7 protein-coding genes are annotated in these 19,151 nt (G+C 71.4%); 3 read left to right on the top strand and 4 right to left on the bottom strand.

The annotated features are described in order from the left end of the window. Window positions 1-17: 17 nt before the first annotated feature. Both ABTZ59_RS03000 and ABTZ59_RS02995 read right to left on the bottom strand, forming a co-directional pair. A complete protein-coding gene (locus ABTZ59_RS03000; protein ID WP_351389325.1) occupies window positions 18-14,171 on the bottom strand; it encodes a non-ribosomal peptide synthetase in 14,154 nt (4,717 codons plus the stop codon). Window positions 14,172-14,424: 253 nt separating this feature from the next. After that, window positions 14,425-14,637, bottom strand: a complete 213-nt coding sequence (locus tag ABTZ59_RS02995; protein ID WP_351389321.1) for an MbtH family protein — start codon at window positions 14,635-14,637, stop codon at window positions 14,425-14,427. Window positions 14,638-15,079: 442 nt separating this feature from the next. Between ABTZ59_RS02995 and ABTZ59_RS02990 the strand changes: the two genes are divergently transcribed. From ABTZ59_RS02990 to ABTZ59_RS02980, 3 genes are all read left to right on the top strand, one after another. Continuing rightward, the gene (locus ABTZ59_RS02990; protein WP_351389317.1) at window positions 15,080-16,621 is read left to right on the top strand and encodes a glycosyltransferase family protein; all 1,542 of its coding nucleotides are present in this window, start codon (window positions 15,080-15,082) and stop codon (window positions 16,619-16,621) included. A gap of 159 nt (window positions 16,622-16,780) precedes the next feature. After that, a complete protein-coding gene (locus ABTZ59_RS02985) occupies window positions 16,781-17,287 on the top strand; it encodes a DUF5949 family protein (RefSeq protein WP_351389315.1) in 507 nt (168 codons plus the stop codon). 60 nt (window positions 17,288-17,347) lie between these two features. Further along, the gene (locus tag ABTZ59_RS02980; protein WP_351390097.1) at window positions 17,348-17,995 is read left to right on the top strand and encodes a vitamin K epoxide reductase family protein; all 648 of its coding nucleotides are present in this window, start codon (window positions 17,348-17,350) and stop codon (window positions 17,993-17,995) included. Window positions 17,996-18,129: 134 nt separating this feature from the next. On the opposite strand, the gene ABTZ59_RS02975 is transcribed toward ABTZ59_RS02980, so the two are convergent. After that, window positions 18,130-18,480, bottom strand: coding sequence for a hypothetical protein (locus ABTZ59_RS02975; protein WP_351389313.1), 351 nt, complete (start codon window positions 18,478-18,480; stop codon window positions 18,130-18,132). A 208-nt stretch (window positions 18,481-18,688) separates the two neighbouring features. Next, window positions 18,689-19,144: a hypothetical protein gene (locus ABTZ59_RS02970; RefSeq protein WP_351389312.1), complete on the bottom strand. Its 456-nt coding sequence runs from the start codon at window positions 19,142-19,144 to the stop codon at window positions 18,689-18,691. Window positions 19,145-19,151: the final 7 nt, after the last annotated feature.

The following is a 19,151-nucleotide window of genomic DNA, read 5'->3' as shown; positions in this document are numbered from 1 at the left end:
CGCCGCCTCGGAGCACCTCAGATCTCCCACTGCGCCTCCAGGTCGTCGAGTTCGCTCTGGCTCAGCGTCACCAGCGGCAGGTCTGAGGGTGACCGACTACCGGTCTTCTGCTGCTCGGCGTATCCCACCAGGGCGTCGAGTGAGCTGAACCAGAGTTCGGCCAGCTCGCGTACGTCCTGTTCCGACAGGCAGGTGGGCGCCCAGGTCCAGGTGGCGACGAGTTCGGTGCCCCCCGCTCCGTCCAGGCAGGTCGCCGTGAGCTCCAGGGTGTGTGACAGAGGCATCTCCGGATCGGCGCCTGCCACGACCGGTCCGGCGGTGCCGATGAAGGACCAGTCCTGATCGGGAGCGACCGTGACCCGTCCCAAGTAGTTGAAGCCGATCCGCGGGCGGGGCAGCGCGCCGAGCCGGGCGCGGCCCTCCGGGTGCAGATGGCGCAGCAGCCCGAATCCGATGCCGTGGTCCGGCAGCGCCCGCAGCTGTTCCTTGATCCGCTTGAGCGCCCGACCGACACCGGGGCCGCCGACGTGCAGCTCCCCGGAGGTCACGGTGCCCGGAGCCAGACGGACCGGGTACATGCTGGTGAACCAGCCGACGGTGCGCGAGAGGTCGGTGCCGGGCATCTCCTGCCTGCCGTGGCTCTCCAGGTCGACCACCACGTCGCCGGTGTCGTCCTGACCGCGGCGCCGTCGCCAGGCGGTCACCGCGAGAGCCAGGCCGGTCAGGAGTACATCGTTGACCTGGCCGTTCACCACCATGGGTACATGGGTGAGGAGCGGGGAGGTCCGGTCGGCGGGCAGTGTCATCCGCAGTTGGCGGGCCGTACCCACGGTGTCACGGCCGGTGTCCGGGGTGGCGCCCAACGCCATCTGGCCCTGGGACAGCGCGGCTTCCCAGTACGCGAGCTCGTCGAGCCTCGCGGGGTCGTCGGCGAGGGCCGCCAGTTGTTGAGCCCATCGCCGGAACGACGTGCCGACCGGCGGCAGTTCCGGCGTACGACCCGTCACGGCGTGTTCCCACGCGGCGGCGAGGTCGGACAGCAGGACCCGCCAGGAGACGCCGTCGACGACAAGGTGGTGGGCGACGAGGAGCAGCCGCGCGGCCTGCCCCGGCCCGGCGTCGAAGAGGACGCACTGCGTCATCACACCGTCGGCGGGTGAGAGCCGGAGCCGCGCCAGCTCACCCTCCTCGGTGATGCGCCGGGTCAGTTCGGGCTCGTCGAGGCCGGCCACGTCGACCTGGCGCAGCTGTTCCCCGGCCCGCACGGCGCCAGGGGGCAGGACCTCCAGCTGCCATGGAGCTCCGGTGGGCCGGTCCAGGCGCATCCGCAGCGCGTCGTGGTGGTCGAGCACCGCTTGCAGCGTCGTGGTCAGGTGGTCGTGCCGGGCCCCGGCCGGGACCCGGACCAGCACCGCCTGGTTGAAGCCGTCCACCGGGCCGTCGAGGTCTTCCAGCCAGCGCATGACCGGTGTCAGGGGCACCGCCCCGATGCCCGCCTCGGTGGACTCGTCCACCGTTTCGGAGGGTGTCGTGCCCGCCACCCCGGCGAGGTCCGCCATGGTCTTCTGTTCGAAGACATCACGGGGTGTGAGAATCAGCCCGCGTTCCCGTGCGCGGCTCACGAGCTGGATCGAGACGATGCTGTCCCCGCCCATGAGGAAGAAGTTGTCGTCGGCCTTCGCCGCGGGCAGGTTCAGCAGCTCGGCGACGATCTCGCACAGCACGGCCAGTTCCGGTGTCGGCGCGGAGCCGGTCGCCACGGACTCGGGGGCGGGGGCCGGCACGCGCAGTCGCGTCCGGTCGACCCTGCCGTTCGTGTCGACCGGCAGGGTGTCGTGCACCACGGCCCGGTCGGGGACCGCGTAGTCGGGCAGGAGTTCCGCGGCGAATCGGGACACGTCCTCCCATTCCGCCGAGCGGCCGCGCCTCGGCACGAGGTGCGCGACGAACTGCCGGCCGCCCGGCCCGTCGTCGTGGACCAGGACGACGGCGTGGTCCACGTCCGGGTGGGTGGCGAGGACCGCTTCGATCTCGCCGGTCTCGACACGGGCACCCCGGATCACGGTCCTGCCGTCGGCGCGGCCGACGATGTCGAGGCGTCCGTCCGCGCGTCGGCGTGCCAGGTCCCCGGTGCGGTACATCCGGCTGCCGGGCTCACCGACGAGGTGCCCGAAGGGGTCCGCCACCATGCGTTCCGCGGTGAGCCCCGGCCGGCCGAGATAGCCGCGTGCCAGTCCCTCGCCGGCCAGGTACAGCTCGCCGACGGCCCCAGGCGGCAACGGGGCGAGCCGTGCGTCCAGCACATAGGCACGGGTGTTGTCCACCGGTGTACCGACCGGGGGCAGAACCTCGGCGTCGCCCGGCGTCACGTCCCCGGACAGGGCGACGACGGAGAGCTCGGCGGGTCCGTAGTGGTTGACCACCCGGAAGGGCAGCCCGGGCCGGGGCCCGCGGCCGAGCGCGTCCCCGCCGGCCAGCACCGCTCGCAGGGACGAGGCGGCGAGGGCCGGTTCGTCCAGCAGGGCCCGCAGCCGGGGTGTGGGCAGCGGGCAGACGGTCACGCCCGCGGTGGCGCACCACCGCGCCAGAGCGGCGGGATCGTCCACGACGTCCCGGTCGGGCAGGTGGACCGAGGCGCCGGCGCACAGATAGGGCCACAGCTCCCACACGGCGGCGTCGAAGCCCGGAGGGGCGAGCAGGCTCGCACGGTCCTCGGAGGTGACCGCGTGGTGCTTGTTGTGCCACAGGCACAGGTCCAGCAGGCCGCGGTGTTCGACTATCACGCCCTGGGGCGTGGCGTCGGAGCCGGAGCCGTACAGGACATACGCCGCGTCACGGGGGCCGACGGTGACGGCCGGGGCGGTGCCGGGCATCGCGGCGAGGGCCGCCTGTTCGGCCGAGTCGTCCATGAGCAGAGCGCGGGTCTGGGAGCCGAAGAGGTGGGCGAGGTGCTGCCGGGTCACCACCACCGGGGCGGCGGCGTCGGCGAGGATCGCCCGACGGCGCTCGTCGGGGCCTGCGGGGTCCAGGGGGACGCAGGCCGCGCCCGCCTTGAGGACGGCCAGCAGGGCCACCACCGCCTCGGGGGTCCCTTCCAGGCAGACGCCGACGACGGTGCCGGGCCCGGCACCGACCGCGGCCAGTCGGTGCGCCAGCCGGTTGGCGCGGGTGTCCAGCTCCGCGTAGCTCAGTGGCCGGCCCTGGTGGACGACCGCGGTGGCGTCGGGTGTGCCGGCCGCGTGCGCGGCGACCATCTCGTGGGTGAGCCGGCCGGCGGGCCGCTCGGCGGCGGTGCCGTTCCAGTCGTGCGGGAGTTGCCGGCGTTCCTCGCGGGTGAGGATGTCCGCCAGGCCGATCGGCCGGTCCGGGTCGGCGGTGACGGCGTCCAGCAGCGCGATCAGGCGGGTGAGGAGCCGTTCCGCGCCGTCGGCGTCGAACAGGTCGGTGGCGTACTCCAGGAAGGCCTGGATACCGCCGGGGGTGTCGTCGGCGCCGTGGGTCTCGGTGAAGGCGGCGGCCAGGTCGAACTTGGCCCCGCCGGTACCGACAGGCATGACGGAGGCGTCGAGACCGGCGAACCCTTCGGCGCCCGCCGTGGCCGTGTTCTGCAGGACGAGGGCCACCTGGTACAAGGGGTGCCGGGCCAGCGAGCGGGGCGGGTTGACCTCCTCCACGACCCGTTCGAACGGCACGTCCTGGTGTGCGTAGGCGGCGAGGTCCGTCTCCCGCACCCGGGCGAGCAGTTCGGAGAACGTGGGGTCGCCCGAGGCATCGGTGCGCAGCACCAGCGTGTTGACGAAGAAGCCGACCAGCTCGTCCAGCGCCTCGTCCGTACGCCCGGCGACCGGGGTGCCGACGGAGATGTCGTCGCCGGCGCCCAGCCGGTTCAGCAGTGCCACCAGGCCGGCCTGTAGCACCATGAAGACGGTGGTGCCGGTCTTCCGCGCCACGTCGACGACGCGCCGGTGCAGCACGGCGTCGAGCCGTGCGGCGGCCACCCCACCGCGCCGGCTGGCGACAGCCGGGCGCGGACGGTCCGTGGGCAGCGTCAGGTGGTCGGGAAGGCCGTCGAGCGTGCGCAGCCAGAAGTCGAGCTGGCGGCCGAGCACACTGTCGGCGTCCTGCTCGTCGCCCAGGATCCGGCGCTGCCAGAGGGTGTAGTCGGCGTACTGGACCGGCAGTGGCCGCCAGTCGGGGGCGGCACCGGCGCGGCGGGCCGTGTAGGCGTGGGCGAGGTCGTGGGTGAGGGGAGCCATCGACCAGCCGTCGCCCGCGATGTGGTGCAGCAGCAGGAGAAGCACGTGGTCGTCGGGGCCGAGGACGAACAGCTGGGGGCGCAGCGGGGGTTCGGTGGTGATGTCGAAGGAGTGACTCACGGCCTTCGCCAGCGTCTCGGGCAGTTCGTCGACGCCGCACGCGACCTCCGACAGGCCCTGCCACGCCGACGCGGCGTCCAGGATCATCTGCCGGGGCACACCGCGGCGTTCCGGGAAGACGGTGCGCAGCGACTCGTGGCGGCTGATCACGTCGCGCAGCGCGGCGGCCAGCGCGGGGCGGTCCAGTGGGCCGGTCAGCCGCAGCGTGAGCGGGATGTTGTAGGTGGCCCCGCCCTCCTCAAGACGGCTGAGGAACCACAGGCGGGTCTGCGCGGGGGACAGCGGGATCTCCTCCGGCCGTTCGGCCGGTACCAGTGCGGGCCGCCCGGCGGCCGCCGTGTCGAGCAGTCGGGTGAGCCGCTCCACGGTGGATGCCTCGAACAGGGCGCGCAGCGGCAGTTCCGTGCCCAGGACCGAGCGGATCCGGCTGACCAGCCGGGTGGCCAGCAGCGAATGTCCGCCCAGTGCGAAGAAGTCGTCGTCGATGCCGACCTCGGGCACACCCAGGACCTGGGCGAACAGGTGGCACACCGTGCGTTCGCGAGGGGTGCGCGGTGCCCGCGACGCGGCGGCCGGACGGAACTCGGGGACGGGCAGTGCGCGGCGGTCCACTTTTCCGCTCGCGCTCAGGGGCAGGGCGTCCAGGGTGACGAACGCCGCCGGCACCATGTAGGCGGGCAGGGACCTGGCCAGGGAGTCGCGCAGGGCGGCCGGATCGTAGACGTCCGGTGCGCTCGGTACGACGTAGGCGACCAGGCGCCGGTCGCCAGGCGCGACGTCCCGGAGTGTGACGGTCGTGGTGCGCACCTGCGGGTCCGCGGTGATCCGGGCCTCGATCTCACCGAGTTCGACGCGGTGGCCGCGGATCTTGACCTGCTCGTCCGACCGTCCGGCGTATTCCAGCACGCCGTCGGCCCTCCGGCGGGCCAGGTCTCCGGTGCGGTACATGCGCGCTCCCCCGGTCCGCCCGGCCGAGGCGGCGTACGGGTCGGCGACGAAGCGCTCGGCCGTCCTGCCGGGCCTGCCGAGGTAGCCGCGAGCCAGCGCGGCGCCGGTGAGGTACAGCTCGCCGACGACACCGGGGGGCACCGGACGCAGCAGCTCGTCGAGAACGTAGACGCCGGTGTTCCGGATGGGCCGGCCCACGGGCACGGCCCCGCCGCCGAGTGTGTCCCCGGGGAGGATCCGGTACGCCACCGTGCCGACCGTGGCCTCGGTGGGCCCGTACTCGTTGACCACCGTGACGTCCGGGTGGCGGCGGCGCCACTCTCCCAGCTCCTCGCCGAGCAGCTGTTCACCGCCGATGACGAGGTCCTGCGTCGGCGCGAAGGCATCGGGCAGCGCGGCAAGCAAGGGGAGATGGCTGGGAGTGATCTTGGAAAAGGTGATCTCTTCCCGCGGCGGGGCCGCGTCGTCCAGGTCCGCGACCCAGATCCGGCCGCCCACGGTCAGCGGAAGCAGCAGGGTGGTCAGGGTGAGGTCGAAGGAGACCGACGAGTGCAGGAGGGCGGTACCGGCCGCGCCGGGGTACGTGCGACCGGCCCACGCGAGATAGCCCGCCAGGGAACGGTGTTCGACGACGACGCCCTTGGGGCGGCCGGTCGAGCCCGACGTGTAGATGGCATAGGCGGGCGTGAGCTGCGAGGGCATGGCGGGCAGCGCGGTGGCGTCGTATCCGGCCACGGCCGCACACGTGTCCTCGTCGTCCAGCGCGATCCACGGGACGTCCGACGGCAGGGACATGTCCCGCGCGGTCCCGACGGTGGTGAGGCCCAGGACGGCGGCGGAGTCCCGCGTGGTGAACGCGACGCGCTCGGCGGGCTGGTCGAGGTCCATCGGTACGAAGGCCGCTCCGCTGCGGGCGACGGCGAGTACGGCGACGATCAGTTCGGGCGACCGGGGCAGAAGCACGGCGACGAAACGCTCGGGCCCGGCGCCGCGGTCGACGAGGAAGCGCGCCAGACGGTTCACCCGGGCGTCGAGTTCGGCGTACGAGAGCGCGACTCCGTCCTGGGTCACGGCTGTTCGTTCCGGGGTGCGCGCCGCCTGCCGTGCGAAGGCCTCGGGCAGGGACGGCACCGGGTCCGGGTGGGCGGTGTCGTTCCACCGCCGAATCACCGCGTTCGTTTCGTCCGGGGTCATCACCTCGACGTGCCCGATGGGTGTGCCCGGGTCGGCGGTCACGGCGCCGAGGAAGCGCAGCAATTGGGTCACGATCCGCTCGACCGTCCCGCGGTCGAACAGGTCGGTGGCGTACTCGACCGCGCCGAGGATCCCCTCGGGCGCGCCCTCGTGGCGCTCGCGGAAGGCGAACGAGAGGTCGAACTTGGCGACTTCCGCGTCCAGATGGTGCCGTTCCACGGTCAGACCGGTGAGGTCGAAGCGTCCGGTCGGGTTGTTCTGGAAGGCCAGCATGACCTGGAAGAGCGGGTGACCGGCGAGTGACCGGGCCGGGTTGAGCTGTTCGACCAGGTGCTCGAACGGCACGTCCTGGTGCGCGTAGGCGGCGAGGCTCGTCTCTTTCACCCGGTCCAGCAACCGCGTGAAGGTCGGGTTGTCCGAGGTGTCCGTGCGCAGGACCAGGGTGTTGACGAAGCATCCGACGGCGTCGTTCAAGGCGCCGTCGCCACGGCCGGCCACGGGGATGCCGAGGGGGATGTCCGTTCCGGCCCCCAGCCTCGTGAGCAGTGCCGCCAGCGCTGCCTGCACCACCATGAACGGGGTGACCCGGTGGCTCAGCGCCAGTTCACCGAGCGCCCGGTGCGTGGCGGCGTCGATGTCGAACGTGAACGACGCGCCGCGATGGCTCGCCACGGCCGGGCGCGGCCGGTCCGTCGGCAGTCGCAGGGATTCCGGGATCCCGGCCAGCGCGTGTGCCCAGTAGGCGGTCTGCGCGGTGATCTCGCTGTCCTGGTCCTCGGGGTCGCCGAGCAGTTCACGCTGCCAGGCGGCGTAGTCGGCGTACCGGACGTGGGCCGGCCAGGACGGTGTCCGCCCCGCCCGGCGCGCGGCATACGCGGTGGCCAGGTCCTGCCCGAGCACGGCGACCGACCAGCCGTCGGCGGCGATGTGGTGCAGCACCAGGGTCAGCACGTGGTCCCCGCTCGGCAGGGCGAACAGCCGTGCGCGCAGGGGGAGTTCCGCGGAAAGGTCGAATCCGCGCCGCACCTCGTCCTTGAGTGTCGCGGTCAGCTCGCTCTCCGCGACGTCGATGACCGGCAGGTCGATCGCGGAGACCGGACGCGACACCTGGTACGGCTCTCCGTCGTGGTCGCCGAAGACCGTGCGCAGGGTCTCGTGCCGCTGTGCCACGTCGCGCAGGGCCGCCCGCATGGCGGTGCCGTCCACAGCCCCGGACAGCCGCAGCACCAGCGGCATGTTGTACGTCGCCGACGGTCCCTCCATCCGGCTCAGGAACCACAGGCGGCGCTGGACGTACGACAACGGCATCCGGTCGGGCAGCTCCCGGCGGAGCAGGGCGGGCCGGGCGGGCCGGGCTTCTTCGAGCCGGCGGACCAGCCGGTGGACGGACGGCGCCTCGAACACGGCCCGTACCGGCAGGTCTACGCCCAGTTCGGCGCGCACCCGGCCGACCAGCCGGGTGACCAGCAGCGAGTGCCCGCCCAGCGCGAAGAAGTCGTCGTCGATGCTCACCGCGGGCGAGCCTAGGACCTCGGCGAACAGCCCGCACAGGAACGCTTCTTGAGGCGTGCGCGGGGCTCGTCCCGCACTCAGGTCCCGCGGTTGCGGAGCGGGCAGTGCCCGGCGGTCCAGTTTCCCGTTCACCGTCAGCGGCAGCGCGTCGAGGGTGACGATCGCGCCGGGCACCATGTGGGACGGCAGCCACTGGCCGGCGAACTCGCGCAGCTCCTCCCCGGTCACCTCCTGCTCGCCCGCGGGCACGATGTAGCCGGCCAGGCGCTGGTCGCCGGGGTGATCCTCGCGGACCACCACGGCTGCCTGGCCGACGGCGGGGTGCCGGACCAGCGCGGACTCGATCTCGCCCAGCTCGATCCGGAATCCGCGCACCTTGACCTGGTCGTCGGCCCGGCCGTGGAACTCCAGGCCGCCGTCGGCGCGCCTGCGCACCAGGTCCCCGCTGCGGTACATCCGTGATCCCGGAACACCGAACGGGTCCGCCACGAAACGCCCCGCCGTCAGCCCCGGTCGGGAGATGTATCCCCGTGCCAGTCCGGGACCCGCCACGTACAGCTCGCCCGTCAGCCCGAACGGAACCGGCCGCAGTCGCTCGTCCAGGACGTACCCGCGCAGATCGGTGAGCGGCGTGCCGATGGGGCTGCCGTGGGGCTCGTCGGCGTGCCGGCGCTCCAGGGCGAGATGGGTGGCGTGCACGGTGGTCTCGGTGATCCCGTACATGTTGACGAGGGTCGGCGCGTTGTCGGCGTGCCGCTCGTACCATGCGCGCAGGCGCGCCGGGTCCAGCGCCTCGCCCGCGAAGATCACGTACCGCAGCCGCAGGGCCGCGCTCCACTCGGGATGCGCGGCGTCCGCCGCGATGAACTGGGGGAACGCCGAGGGGGTCTGGTTCAGTACGGTGACGCCTTCGGCCGCCACCAGTTCGAGGAAGTCGTCCGGCGACCTCGACGTCTCGTACGACACGACCACGAGGCGGCCGCCGTGCAGGAGCGCGCCCCACAGCTCCCACACCGAGACGTCGAACGCGTAGGAGTGGAACAGCGCCCACACATCGGTGGGTCCGAAGCCGAACTGCTCGCTGGTCGCCTCGAAGAGGCGCACAACGTTGTGGTGCGGCACCGCCACGCCCTTGGGCTGCCCCGTCGAGCCGGAGGTGTAGATGACGTACGCGGGGTGGTCGGGCAGCAGCGGCCGGATCCGGTCCTCGTCGGTCACGTCGTGCTCGGGCCATGACGCCAGATCGTCGGGCAGTCGGTCGAGCATCCAGCAGGGACCCGCGTCCTCGATCATGTAGGCGGTGCGCTCGGCGGGATTCTCCGGGTCGATCGGCAGGTAGGCGGCGCCCGTCTTCAGGACGGCGAGGATGGCCACCACCAGATCGGCCGAGCGCGGCAGGCTGATGGCCACGTACCGCTCCGGTCCCGCACCGCGTTCGATCAGCCAACGGGCCAACCGGTTGGCCCGGGCGTTGAGTTGCGCGTAGGTGAGCGTCGCCCCGTCGCAGCGCACGGCCGTCTCGCCGGGGGCACGCCGCACCTGTCGCTCGAAACGCTCGACGATGGTGGCGTGTTCGGACACGGCTGGGGTCCAGGGCGCCGAGAGCGCGGCACGCTCCTCGTCGCTGAGCAGGTCCGGCGCGGACAGGCGCTGGTCGGGGTTCTCCGCCATCGCCGACAGCACCCGTCCCAGACGCTGTACCAGCGCTTCGACGGTGTGCGGGGTGAACAGGTCCGTGCTGTAGTTCAGTACCCCGCTGATGCCGGCCGGCTGTCCGCCCGCGGTCGACTCGCCCAGGTGGAGCGAGAGGTCGAACTTGGCTGCCCCGAGGTCTGCCGGCTCCAGGGTGGTGCTGAGGCCCGGCATGGTGAAGTCCGGGTCCACACCGGTCCGGAAGGCCAGCATGACCTGGAACAGTGCCTGCCGCGCCAGGGAGCGCCGGGGGCTCAGCGCCTCCACCACGTGATCGAACGGCACGTCCTGGTGGTCGTAGGCGGCCAGGTCGGCGGCGCGTACGCGGGCCAGCAGCTCGCGGAAGGTGGGGTCCTGGGAGGTGTCGGTCCGGAGCACCACCGTGTTGACGAAGCAGCCGACCAGGTCGTCGAGGGCCTGCTCGTCCCGGCCCGCGACAGGGCTGCCGATCGGGATGTCGGTGCCCGCGCCCATTCTGGTGAGCAGAGCCGCGAACGCCGCCTGCACGACCATGAAGACGCTGGCCCGGCCGTCCTTGGCGAGGCGTGCCAGTGCCAGGTGGGTCGGTTCGTCGATCCGTACCGGCACGGCGGCGCCGCGATGGGTGGCCACGGCGGGCCGCTGATGGTCGAAGGGCAGGCCGAGTTCGTCGGGAAGGCCGGCGAGTGCGGTGGTCCAGTACGCGAGGTGCCCGGCGAGTTGGCTGTCGGGATCCGAGGCGCTGCCCAGCCTGCGCTTCTGCCAGAGCGTGTAGTCACGGTAGGAGACCGGCAGCGGCTGCCACGACGGGGCGGCGTCGGTGACGCGCGCCTCGTACGCCGTCGCCAGGTCCCGGGCCAGTGGCCGCAGCGAGAGTTCGTCGCACGCGATGTGGTGCGGCAGCAGGAGGAAGACGTGCTCGGCCGGGCCGAGTACGAAGAGGGTGGCCCTCACGGGCGGTTCCGCGGACAGTTCGAAGGGGTACCTGACCGCGTCCGCCAGCAGGGCGGGCATCCGGGATTCCTCGGCGGGCACGACGGTCAGTTCGGGGCGTGCTCCGGCGGGGTCCAGGACAACTTGGTGGGCGCCGCCATCGGTCTCGCGGACCACCGTGCGCAGCGTCTCGTGACGCGTCACCAGGTCGGCCAGCGCGGCCCGGAGCGCCTCGACGTCGAGCTCTCCGGAAAGCCGCAGGACCAGCGGCGTGTTGTAGGTGGCGCTCGGCCCTTCCAACTGGTGCTGGAGCCACAGCTGTCGCTGGGCCGCGGACAGCGGCACCGGTCCTTCGTGCGGAGAGGGGCGGAGCGCGGTCCGGTCCGGTCCTTCGGCACCCAGGCACCGGGCGAGGGCGGCGGCGGTCGGCATGTCGAAGACCGTCGCGACCCGCAGCTCCTCCCCCAGCTCGGAGCGGACGGCGGTGACCAGCCGTGCGGCCAGCAGCGAGTGCCCGCCCAGGTCGAAGAAGTTGTCGTCGACGCCGACCTCGGGGATGCCGAGGACCTTGGCGAACAGGCCGCACAGCGCTTCCTCGCGGTCGTTGCGGGGCGCCACCCGGGAAGCCGGCGAGCGCTCCGGTGCCGGAGCGGGCAGCGCGTCCCGGTCGAGCTTGCCGTTGGGGGTGCGCGGTAGGGCGTCCATCGTCACGACCCCGGACGGCGTCATGTAGGACGGCAGCGCGTCGGCGACGGCGGCGCGAAGCCGGCCCGCGTCGACGACCGCGCCCGGTGCGGGCACCACGTAGGCCACCAGGTGCTCATGGCCTGACGGTGCCGTGTGCACCACGACGGCCGCCTGGGCGACGGAGTCCAGCCGGGTGATGACCGTTTCGACCTCGTCCAGTTCGACCCGGAATCCGCGCAGCTTGACCTGCCGGTCGGCACGTCCGGCGAACTCCAGATCGCCGTCGTGCCGCCAGCGGGCCAGGTCGCCCGTGCGGTACATCCGGGTCCCGGGCTTCCCGAAGGGGTTGGCGACGAACCGGCCCGCGGTCGTGCCGGGTCGCCGGAGGTAGCCGCGGGCCAGGCCCGGTCCCGAGAGGTAGAGCTCACCGACGGTGCCCGGCGGGACCGGTTGCAGCGCCGCGTCGAGCACGAAGACCTGGGCGTTGGCTATGGGTGTGCCGATCGGCGGGACGACGCGCCCTCGCAGGGGATCGCTGAGCGTGGCGCAGACGGTCATCTCGCTCGGCCCGTAGGAGTTGAGCATGAGCCGGTCCTTCGACCACCGCTGGACGAGCTCAGGGGGGCATGCCTCGCTGGCCACCACCAGTGTGATGCCCGTGGGCAGCGAGTCCGCGGGCAGCTCGGCGAGCATCGACGGCGGCAGCGCGAGATGCGTGATGCCCTTCTCGCACACCAGTTCGCCCAGGGTCGGTCCCACCAGTTCACGGCCGGCCGGCGCCATCGACACCGTGGCGCCCGCCAGGAGCGTGATGAAGACCTCCCAGAACATCCCGTCGAAGCTCGGCGACAGGAACTGCAACACCTCGGAGGTTTCGTCCATGCGGAGCTGTTCGCGCAGGGACGCCAGGCTGGGCACACCGGCGTGGGTGACCGTGACGGCCTTCGGGACACCGGTCGATCCCGAGGTGTAGATGACGTAGGCGGCGTTCAGGAGGGAGACCGCGTGCGTCCGGTCGGCGTCGGTCGGGTCCGTCAGCGGGTGCCCGTCCCGGTCGTCGGGGGCGTCGGGGGCGTCGACGGGATCGAGGGCGTCGGCGGGATCGAGGAGCAGTTCCGGAATCGCGTGGTCGGGCAGCGTGCCGCGGACCTCTTCGGTGGTGAGCAGGCACACGGGCCGTGCGTCGTCGAGGATGAAGGCGACGCGGCCCGCTGGGTACTCCGGGTCCACCGCGAGGTAGGCCGCGCCCGCCTTGAGGCTGGCCAGCATCGCCACGAGGAGTCCGGGCGAGCGGGGCAGTGCGAGCGCCACCACCTGCTCCGGTCCGATGCCGCGCGCGATCAACCGGTGCGCCAGGCGGTTGGCCCGCTCGTTGAGTTCGCGGTACGTCACCGTGGAGGCGCCGTGGCGCACGGCGATCGCGTCCGGTGCCTGATGAGCCCTCGCTTCGAACAGCTCCGCGAGGTGGGCGGTGGGGAGGTCGCGGGCGGTGTCGTTCCACTGCTCCAGGACCTGGCGGCGACGCGTGGACCCCAGCAGGTCCAGGCCGCCGATCGGGCCGTCGCCCGTGGCGATCGACGCCGCCAAGTGTTCCAGGAAGACGAGGAAATGATCGTGGTGGGTCCGCAGCTCTTCGGGACTGTGACGGGCGGTGTTGCCGTCGAAGTCGATCCGCAGCGGGTTGCCGTCCGACCGGTCGTACACGGACAGCAACAGGTCCTCGACGTGTCTCATGGACATGTTGTGCGTGCTGGTGCGGAAGCCGGCGAAGGTGAGGTCGTAGTTGAACGCCCACACGTTGACCGACGGTCCGAACCCCACCGGCCGACCGAGTTCCTGGCTGAGTTGATCACCCCAGTAACGCTGGTGGGCGAGCAGGTCCCGGATGCCGTCCGTCGTCTTCGCGAGGAGCTCGGCACCGGTCATGCCCGACCGCAGGTCCAGCCGCAGCGGAAGGACGTTGGTGCGCATGCCCGGTGTGGTGCGGGCGAGGGGAGTGGTCCGAGCGGTCACCGCCATCGACAGGACCACGTCCTGGTTGCCCGTCAGACGGTGGACGTAACCCGCCATCGCCGCGATGGCCAGCCGTGACAGCCGCGCGCCGGTACGGCTCAGGGCGGCCCGCACCGCGTCGGTCGCGCGAGGGGACAGGTAGCCGGTGTGGCGCAGCGGCTCGGCCGGACCTGACCCGGCATGGCTGGACAACCGCGTGGGCGTGGGATTGTCCGCGAATCGCTCGCGCCAGTACCGACCGTCGTCGGCGTACTGGGCCGACCGGCGGTAGGCGACGTCTTCCTCTAAGAGGTCCAGGACCGAACCGAACGGGGTCTCGTCAAGGGGCCGGTCCTCCACCAGCGCGGTGTAGAGCCGCGCCACCCGACGGACGATCAGCGTCGTGGATGCCCCGTCCATCACGAGATGGTGCTGGTGGTGGAACCAGAAGTACCGGTCGGCGGCCACGCGGAAGAGCATGTGGCCGAACAGGCGGTCCTTGTACAGGTCGAGGGACACGGACAGTTCCTGTCGCATCAGCCGCTCCGCGGCCGCGCGTGGCTCGGGTTCGGAACTGACGTCCACGAAGTCCATCGACCACGCGGGGGTGGCGCCCACGGTCTGCCACGGTTCGCCGTTGTCCACGCCGAACCGGACGTGCAGCGTATTCGCCTCACGGACGGCCTGTTGGAGCGCCGCCTCGAAGAGTACGCGGTCCACCGGACCGTGGATCTCGATGTACTCGCCGCCACGGAAGACCGCTCTCGCCGGGTCGATCTCCCACGCGCGCCACATGCCGGTCTGCGTCGGTGACAGTGCCCAGCGGTTGACCTGTGCGTCCTTCAGTTCGTCAGGCAAGGGTCTTCCTTCATGGCGCGAGTCGACAGAAAAGGAGTTCGGTTTCTCGGTGAAGGGCGGAGATCAGATGGTTGCCCAGATCGCACGGACAGCGCTGTCGAACCCGACGGCATGACCCCGGCGTCAACTCTAAAGGGCAGGCAATCTACCCGCGTCGCGCGCGCAAAAAAAGGGGAGGCGGGAATTCCGCCGCCCGGTGGTTACGCGCAGGCGTCAGTGACTTTCGGTAGCGGACATGTGAGGACTCGCGGAATCAAGGCCTTTCCATGGCCTCGACGAGGCTCTTCGGGCGCATGTCCGTCCAGTGTTCCTCGACATAATCGAGACAGGACTGCCGGGAAGCCGCACCGTGAACGGACCGCCAGCCGTTCGGCACCTCCGCGAAGGACGGCCACAGCGAGTGCTGTCCCTCGCTATTGGTGAGCACAAGGAAAGTGCCGTCTTCATCGTCGAAGGGATTTGCCATCTTCGTCGCACCTGCCAATCCAGATAAGCGGAAGGCTGCTTGCTATTTGTGGGACAAATCTGTTCTGTTCTGTCGGTGACCTGCGTGGGCGCAAAAACCCAGGAAGATCACTCGGCCATTCAACATGCCGAGGCAGGCTCGCGCAATCTTTTTATGGGCAGGGCCGCAAAGTCCCTCTATTCGCAGGTACATTCGGCGCTATGCGCTGATATTTGGGTCCATCATTGATGGATCGAAAATATGCGACATATCAGAAATCTTTGATGTGGTCGTATGGCTGAATGTGTGCGGCTTGGCCTCGCGCCGGCAGCACCCCGGACAGACCCCCATCGCGATGACCGAGCCCGTGACCTCGTGGCCCTGTCCCGCCAGGCCTTAGGCCGTTCGTCCGAGTGGCTTGCCCCGATGGCCCGGCGGGCGGAGCCGGGGCAGCGTGGGGCCTATGACAGAGACCCCGGCCGTCGCCGCGGGCCCGGGCCGGACGGAGCCCCGGGCGGGTGGCGGGTGGATGGGCCGCGGGTTCGGGTGGCCCCTCGCTGTCGCGGTGGCGTACACCCTCCTCCAACTGCTCCTCGTCGTGCCCGGGTCGGGTCTCGGCTGGGACGAGACGGTCTACGTCAGCCAGGTCGCCCGGGACGCCGAAGCCGCCTTCTTCAGCGCGCCCCGGGCCCGGGGGATCACCTTCCTCATCGCGCCGGTGACCGCCTTGACCTCGTCCGTCGAGGCCCTTCGGGTGTATCTCGCGCTGCTGTCGGGCGCCGGTCTCCTGCTCGCGCTGTGGGTGTGGCGACGGCTGCTCCCGGCACCCGTACTCGCCCTCGCCGGCGCGCTGTTCGCCGGACTGTGGATCACCGTCCTCTACGGTCCGCAGGTCATGCCGAACCTGTGGGTCGCGCTGGGGTCGCTGTTCGCGGTCGGCTGCTTCCTGCGGGCCGTGCGCGACCGGTCCGACCGCGCTGCCCTCGCCGGCCTGTGCGGGGGCGTGGCGTTCGTCGCGCTCATGCGGCCCAGCGACGCTTTCTGGCTCGCCCTGCCGCTCGCCGCGGGCGTGCTGCTCGTCGGGGCGTGGCGCCGCCCGCTGCCGCTGCTGGCACTCGCCGCGGGTGCGGCCCTCGGCTGCGCGCCCTGGGCCGTCGAGGCGTACGTCGGTTACGGCGGCCTCTCCGCGCGGCTGCGGCGCGCCAGCGCGATCCAGGGGGACCTGGGCTGGAATCTGGCCTTCGACGACCAAGTGCGCGCGCTCGACGGGCGGCTGCTCTGCCGCCCCTGCGACATCCCCTGGCGGCGGCCCGTCACGGCGGTGTGGTGGTTCGTGCTGCCGTTTCTCGTGCTGTGCGGGGTGTTGGCCGCGGCGCGCGCGAAGAGGGCGGCCGTCGTGCTGGTGCCGACGCTGGCGGGGCTGTCGATGGCGGTGCCGTACGTCCTGCTCATCGGCTACGCCGCGCCGCGCTTCCTCCTCCCCACATACGCGCTGCTCGCGCTGCCTGCGGCGACGGGCCTGGCCAGGATCGGCCGGGCGGCGCGGCCGCGGCCCCTGGCGGTGGGCGCTCTCGCGGCGCTGCTGGCGGGGCATCTGGCGGTGCAGTACGCGGTCCTCGACAGCGCCGCCGCGCGCGGCCGTAACAACAGGGTGGCGTTCGGCAGGGTGGCGGCGGAGCTGGCACGCCAGGGCGTACGGCCGCCCTGTGTGATCAGCGGCGCGGAGGCCGTACGGCTCGCCTACCTCGCCGGCTGCGCGTCACGGCAGACCGGCGGCCACGACGGCTCCATCACCCCCGCGGGCCTTGTCGCGCTCGCCCGCGACCGGCCGGTGGCCGTCGTGGTGGCGGGGGAGGGCGCGCCGCCCGCTTACACCAAAGGTTGGCGTGTTCTGCGCCTTCCCGACCTGCCGGGCCAGAGCGACTGGCATGCCTTGCTCTCGCCGGCCGCGCGGGGCACGTCCATGCGCGGGCGGACGAAACGGAAGGATGAGATGGGCAGATGAAACGGGCGGATGAAACGGCGGATGAAACGGAACGGAGGAACAAGTCTCGTACTGAGAAACGAAATTGAGAGAGTGCTGTCCCGAAGTGGCCTCCAAGGTCCCCCACTTGGGTGACGCGGGCTCACGGATATTCCCCGAGGACCACTACTGTGCCGCACCATGACCTCTATCAATTCCGCCTCGACCAGTGCGCGGAACGCCTCCAGGCTGGGCACTCTCTCGGTGATTTCCTGGACCAGCGATCCTTCCGACGGCGAACGCAACGCGCCTTTCCTGCTCGCCTATTCACTCGGGGACGGCAGGGAGGGGACGGAGGCCGGCGAGGAGACGATGCGTACGGTGCTCGCCGAGATCGGGCTGATCCCCGGCGGCGATCTGGTCGATGTCTCGAAGACCCCCAACGTGCCGATCACGCTGCTGGTGGAGGCGGGCCGCGCCGTACTGACGATGCCGTATCTGAACGCGCAGTGCCCCGTCCCGCCGGAGTGGGAGCGCGACGCGCGGGATCACGGGCAGGTCTACTTCATCGTCGCCACCCGGCCATGGGCCGAGGCGACACCGGGCAAGCCCGTCACCGAGGAGCAACTGCGCGCCTTCGCCGGTGACGAGGCGATGCTCACCAGCGCGGCGCACTGCCTGGTGCCGGTACGCAGCCTGCGCGGCTGAGTGTCGGAAGCGCGGACGGACAGACACCGCATGACCACCGGAGACAGGGGAGCGGACGTGATGACAACGGCACTGGCCCAGAACAGGACCACCGACGAGCGTACGGAGGGCACCGGCGCTGGCGGTGGCAATGCGTGGGGCGGCGGCCGGGCCTTCGCGTTCGTGCTGATGATCAGCGGAGCGGCCGGGCTGCTCGCGGCCTGGGTGATCACCCTCGACAAGTTCGCCCTGCTTGAGGACCCGGACTTCACCCCGGGATGCAGTCTGAACCCGGTGGTCTCCTGCGGGAACATCATGAAGAGCGAACAGGCCTCGGTCTTCGGATTCCCCAACCCGATGCTGGGGCTTGCGGCGTACGCGGTGGTCATCGGCGTCGGCGCGGGGCTGCTGGCCGGGGCGCGCTACCGGCGCTGGTTCTGGCTCGGCCTGAACGCGGGAACGCTCTTCGGCGTCGGCTTCTGCACCTGGCTCCAGTACCAGTCGCTCTACAGCATCAACTCGCTGTGTCTGTGGTGCTGTCTGGCCTGGGTCGCCACGATCGTGATGTTCTGCTACGTCACGGCGCACAACGTCGAGCACGGGATCCTGCCCGCGCCCGCGGGCCTGCGGGGCGCGCTCCGCGAGTTCCACTGGGTGCCGCCGGTGCTGTGGACCGGCGTCATCGGGATGCTCGTCCTGACCCGCTGGTGGGACTTCTGGACCAGCTGATCCGCGTCGGCCGAATCCGCGCCGGGCTACGAGGTCCGGACGGGCTACAGGGTCCGGACGGGCTACAGGTCCGGGACGGTTACGGGGTCCGGGCCCTCGCGAGGCCCGGACCGTCCGGAATCCGCTGCCGGAGACTACTTCCCGAGCGGAAGCCCACCGAGCAGCTTGTTGCCGGTCGACGTGCCGACGATCTCCTTGGCGCCCGTCTTGCCCGACGTCTTCTTGCCGGCCGTCTTGCCGTTCGTCTTGCCGCCCTTCTTCTTGTTCAGGGTGTCCGTGGCACCCTTCACGGCGTTCAGCACGGACCCCGGGTTCTCGGTGTCCAGCGCGTTGGTGTTCAGCGGCCTGGGGTCCTTGAGGCCCTCGCTCAGCACGGTCTCCAGTCCGCCGTTGAGGCTCATGCCCTCGGCGGCGAACGCCGGGGTGGCGGCACCCAGAGCCATCACAGAACCGGCGACGACGGCGGCGACCTTCATGGGCTTCATGGTGAATCCTTCTTTCAGCGATGTCTGTTGCGAGGCAACTCACGCTTCGCACAGGCCTCTTGGAGGTCCCATTCGCGCGGTCGCTCGTCATCAGTAACGACGTGTGCGCGTGGCGGAAACTCCGTCGGGAAGGAATTCTGGACAGGCCACCCGAATGAAGGGAACTCGCTCCGTTCCCGTATCGAACGAGCGGCCGGGCGAAGGCCGTTCACGGCTGCTGGGGCTCGGCCTCGGTGGCGGGTTCGAGCAAGGAGTCCGTGGTCTTCTGTACGGTCACCACCACATCGGCCAGCGCGTCGTCGTCGGCGGTGGCCTTCAGCGCGGCCACGGCGTCCCTGATGGCCTTGGTGTGCTTCTCGATGTCCGCGGGCGAGAGTTCGCCGCCGGGTGCCTTCAGCGCCGCCTTGACCAGCTCGGCGACGGGCTTCAGCAGGTCACCTACGTCCGCCAAGGGCTTGGTCTCCGACGCGGGTGACGCGGGCGCCGTGGGCGCCGTGGATGCCGTGGGCGCCGTGGGTGCCGCCGGACCCGGCGCGGGGGCCGCCGTGCTGTCGGCGCCGGTGTCGCGCGGGAGTTCATGGGCGGCGGCCGGGGCCGCGGTGCCGAGCACGAGCGCGGCACACACGGCGCCGGTCGTGACACGGCGGGAGAGCTTGAGACGCATACCTGTG

Origin of the sequence: Streptomyces sp. NPDC094034 (genome assembly GCF_040303865.1) — a bacterium.
In the GTDB taxonomy this organism is placed as follows: Bacteria; Actinomycetota; Actinomycetes; order Streptomycetales; family Streptomycetaceae; genus Streptomyces.
This window is presented reverse-complemented; position numbering and strand designations above follow the sequence as displayed.

Excerpts from the sequence above, each read along its gene's own strand:
- ABTZ59_RS02995 (WP_351389321.1), bottom strand. The coding sequence starts at position 14,637 with ATGGCAAATCCCTTCGACGATGAAGACGGCACTTTCCTTGTGCTCACC.
- ABTZ59_RS02990 (WP_351389317.1), top strand. The coding sequence starts at position 15,080 with ATGACAGAGACCCCGGCCGTCGCCGCGGGCCCGGGCCGGACGGAGCCC.
- ABTZ59_RS02985 (WP_351389315.1), top strand. The coding sequence starts at position 16,781 with ATGACCTCTATCAATTCCGCCTCGACCAGTGCGCGGAACGCCTCCAGG.
- ABTZ59_RS02980 (WP_351390097.1), top strand. The coding sequence starts at position 17,348 with ATGACAACGGCACTGGCCCAGAACAGGACCACCGACGAGCGTACGGAG.
- ABTZ59_RS02975 (WP_351389313.1), bottom strand. The coding sequence starts at position 18,480 with ATGAAGCCCATGAAGGTCGCCGCCGTCGTCGCCGGTTCTGTGATGGCT.
- ABTZ59_RS02970 (WP_351389312.1), bottom strand. The coding sequence starts at position 19,144 with ATGCGTCTCAAGCTCTCCCGCCGTGTCACGACCGGCGCCGTGTGTGCC.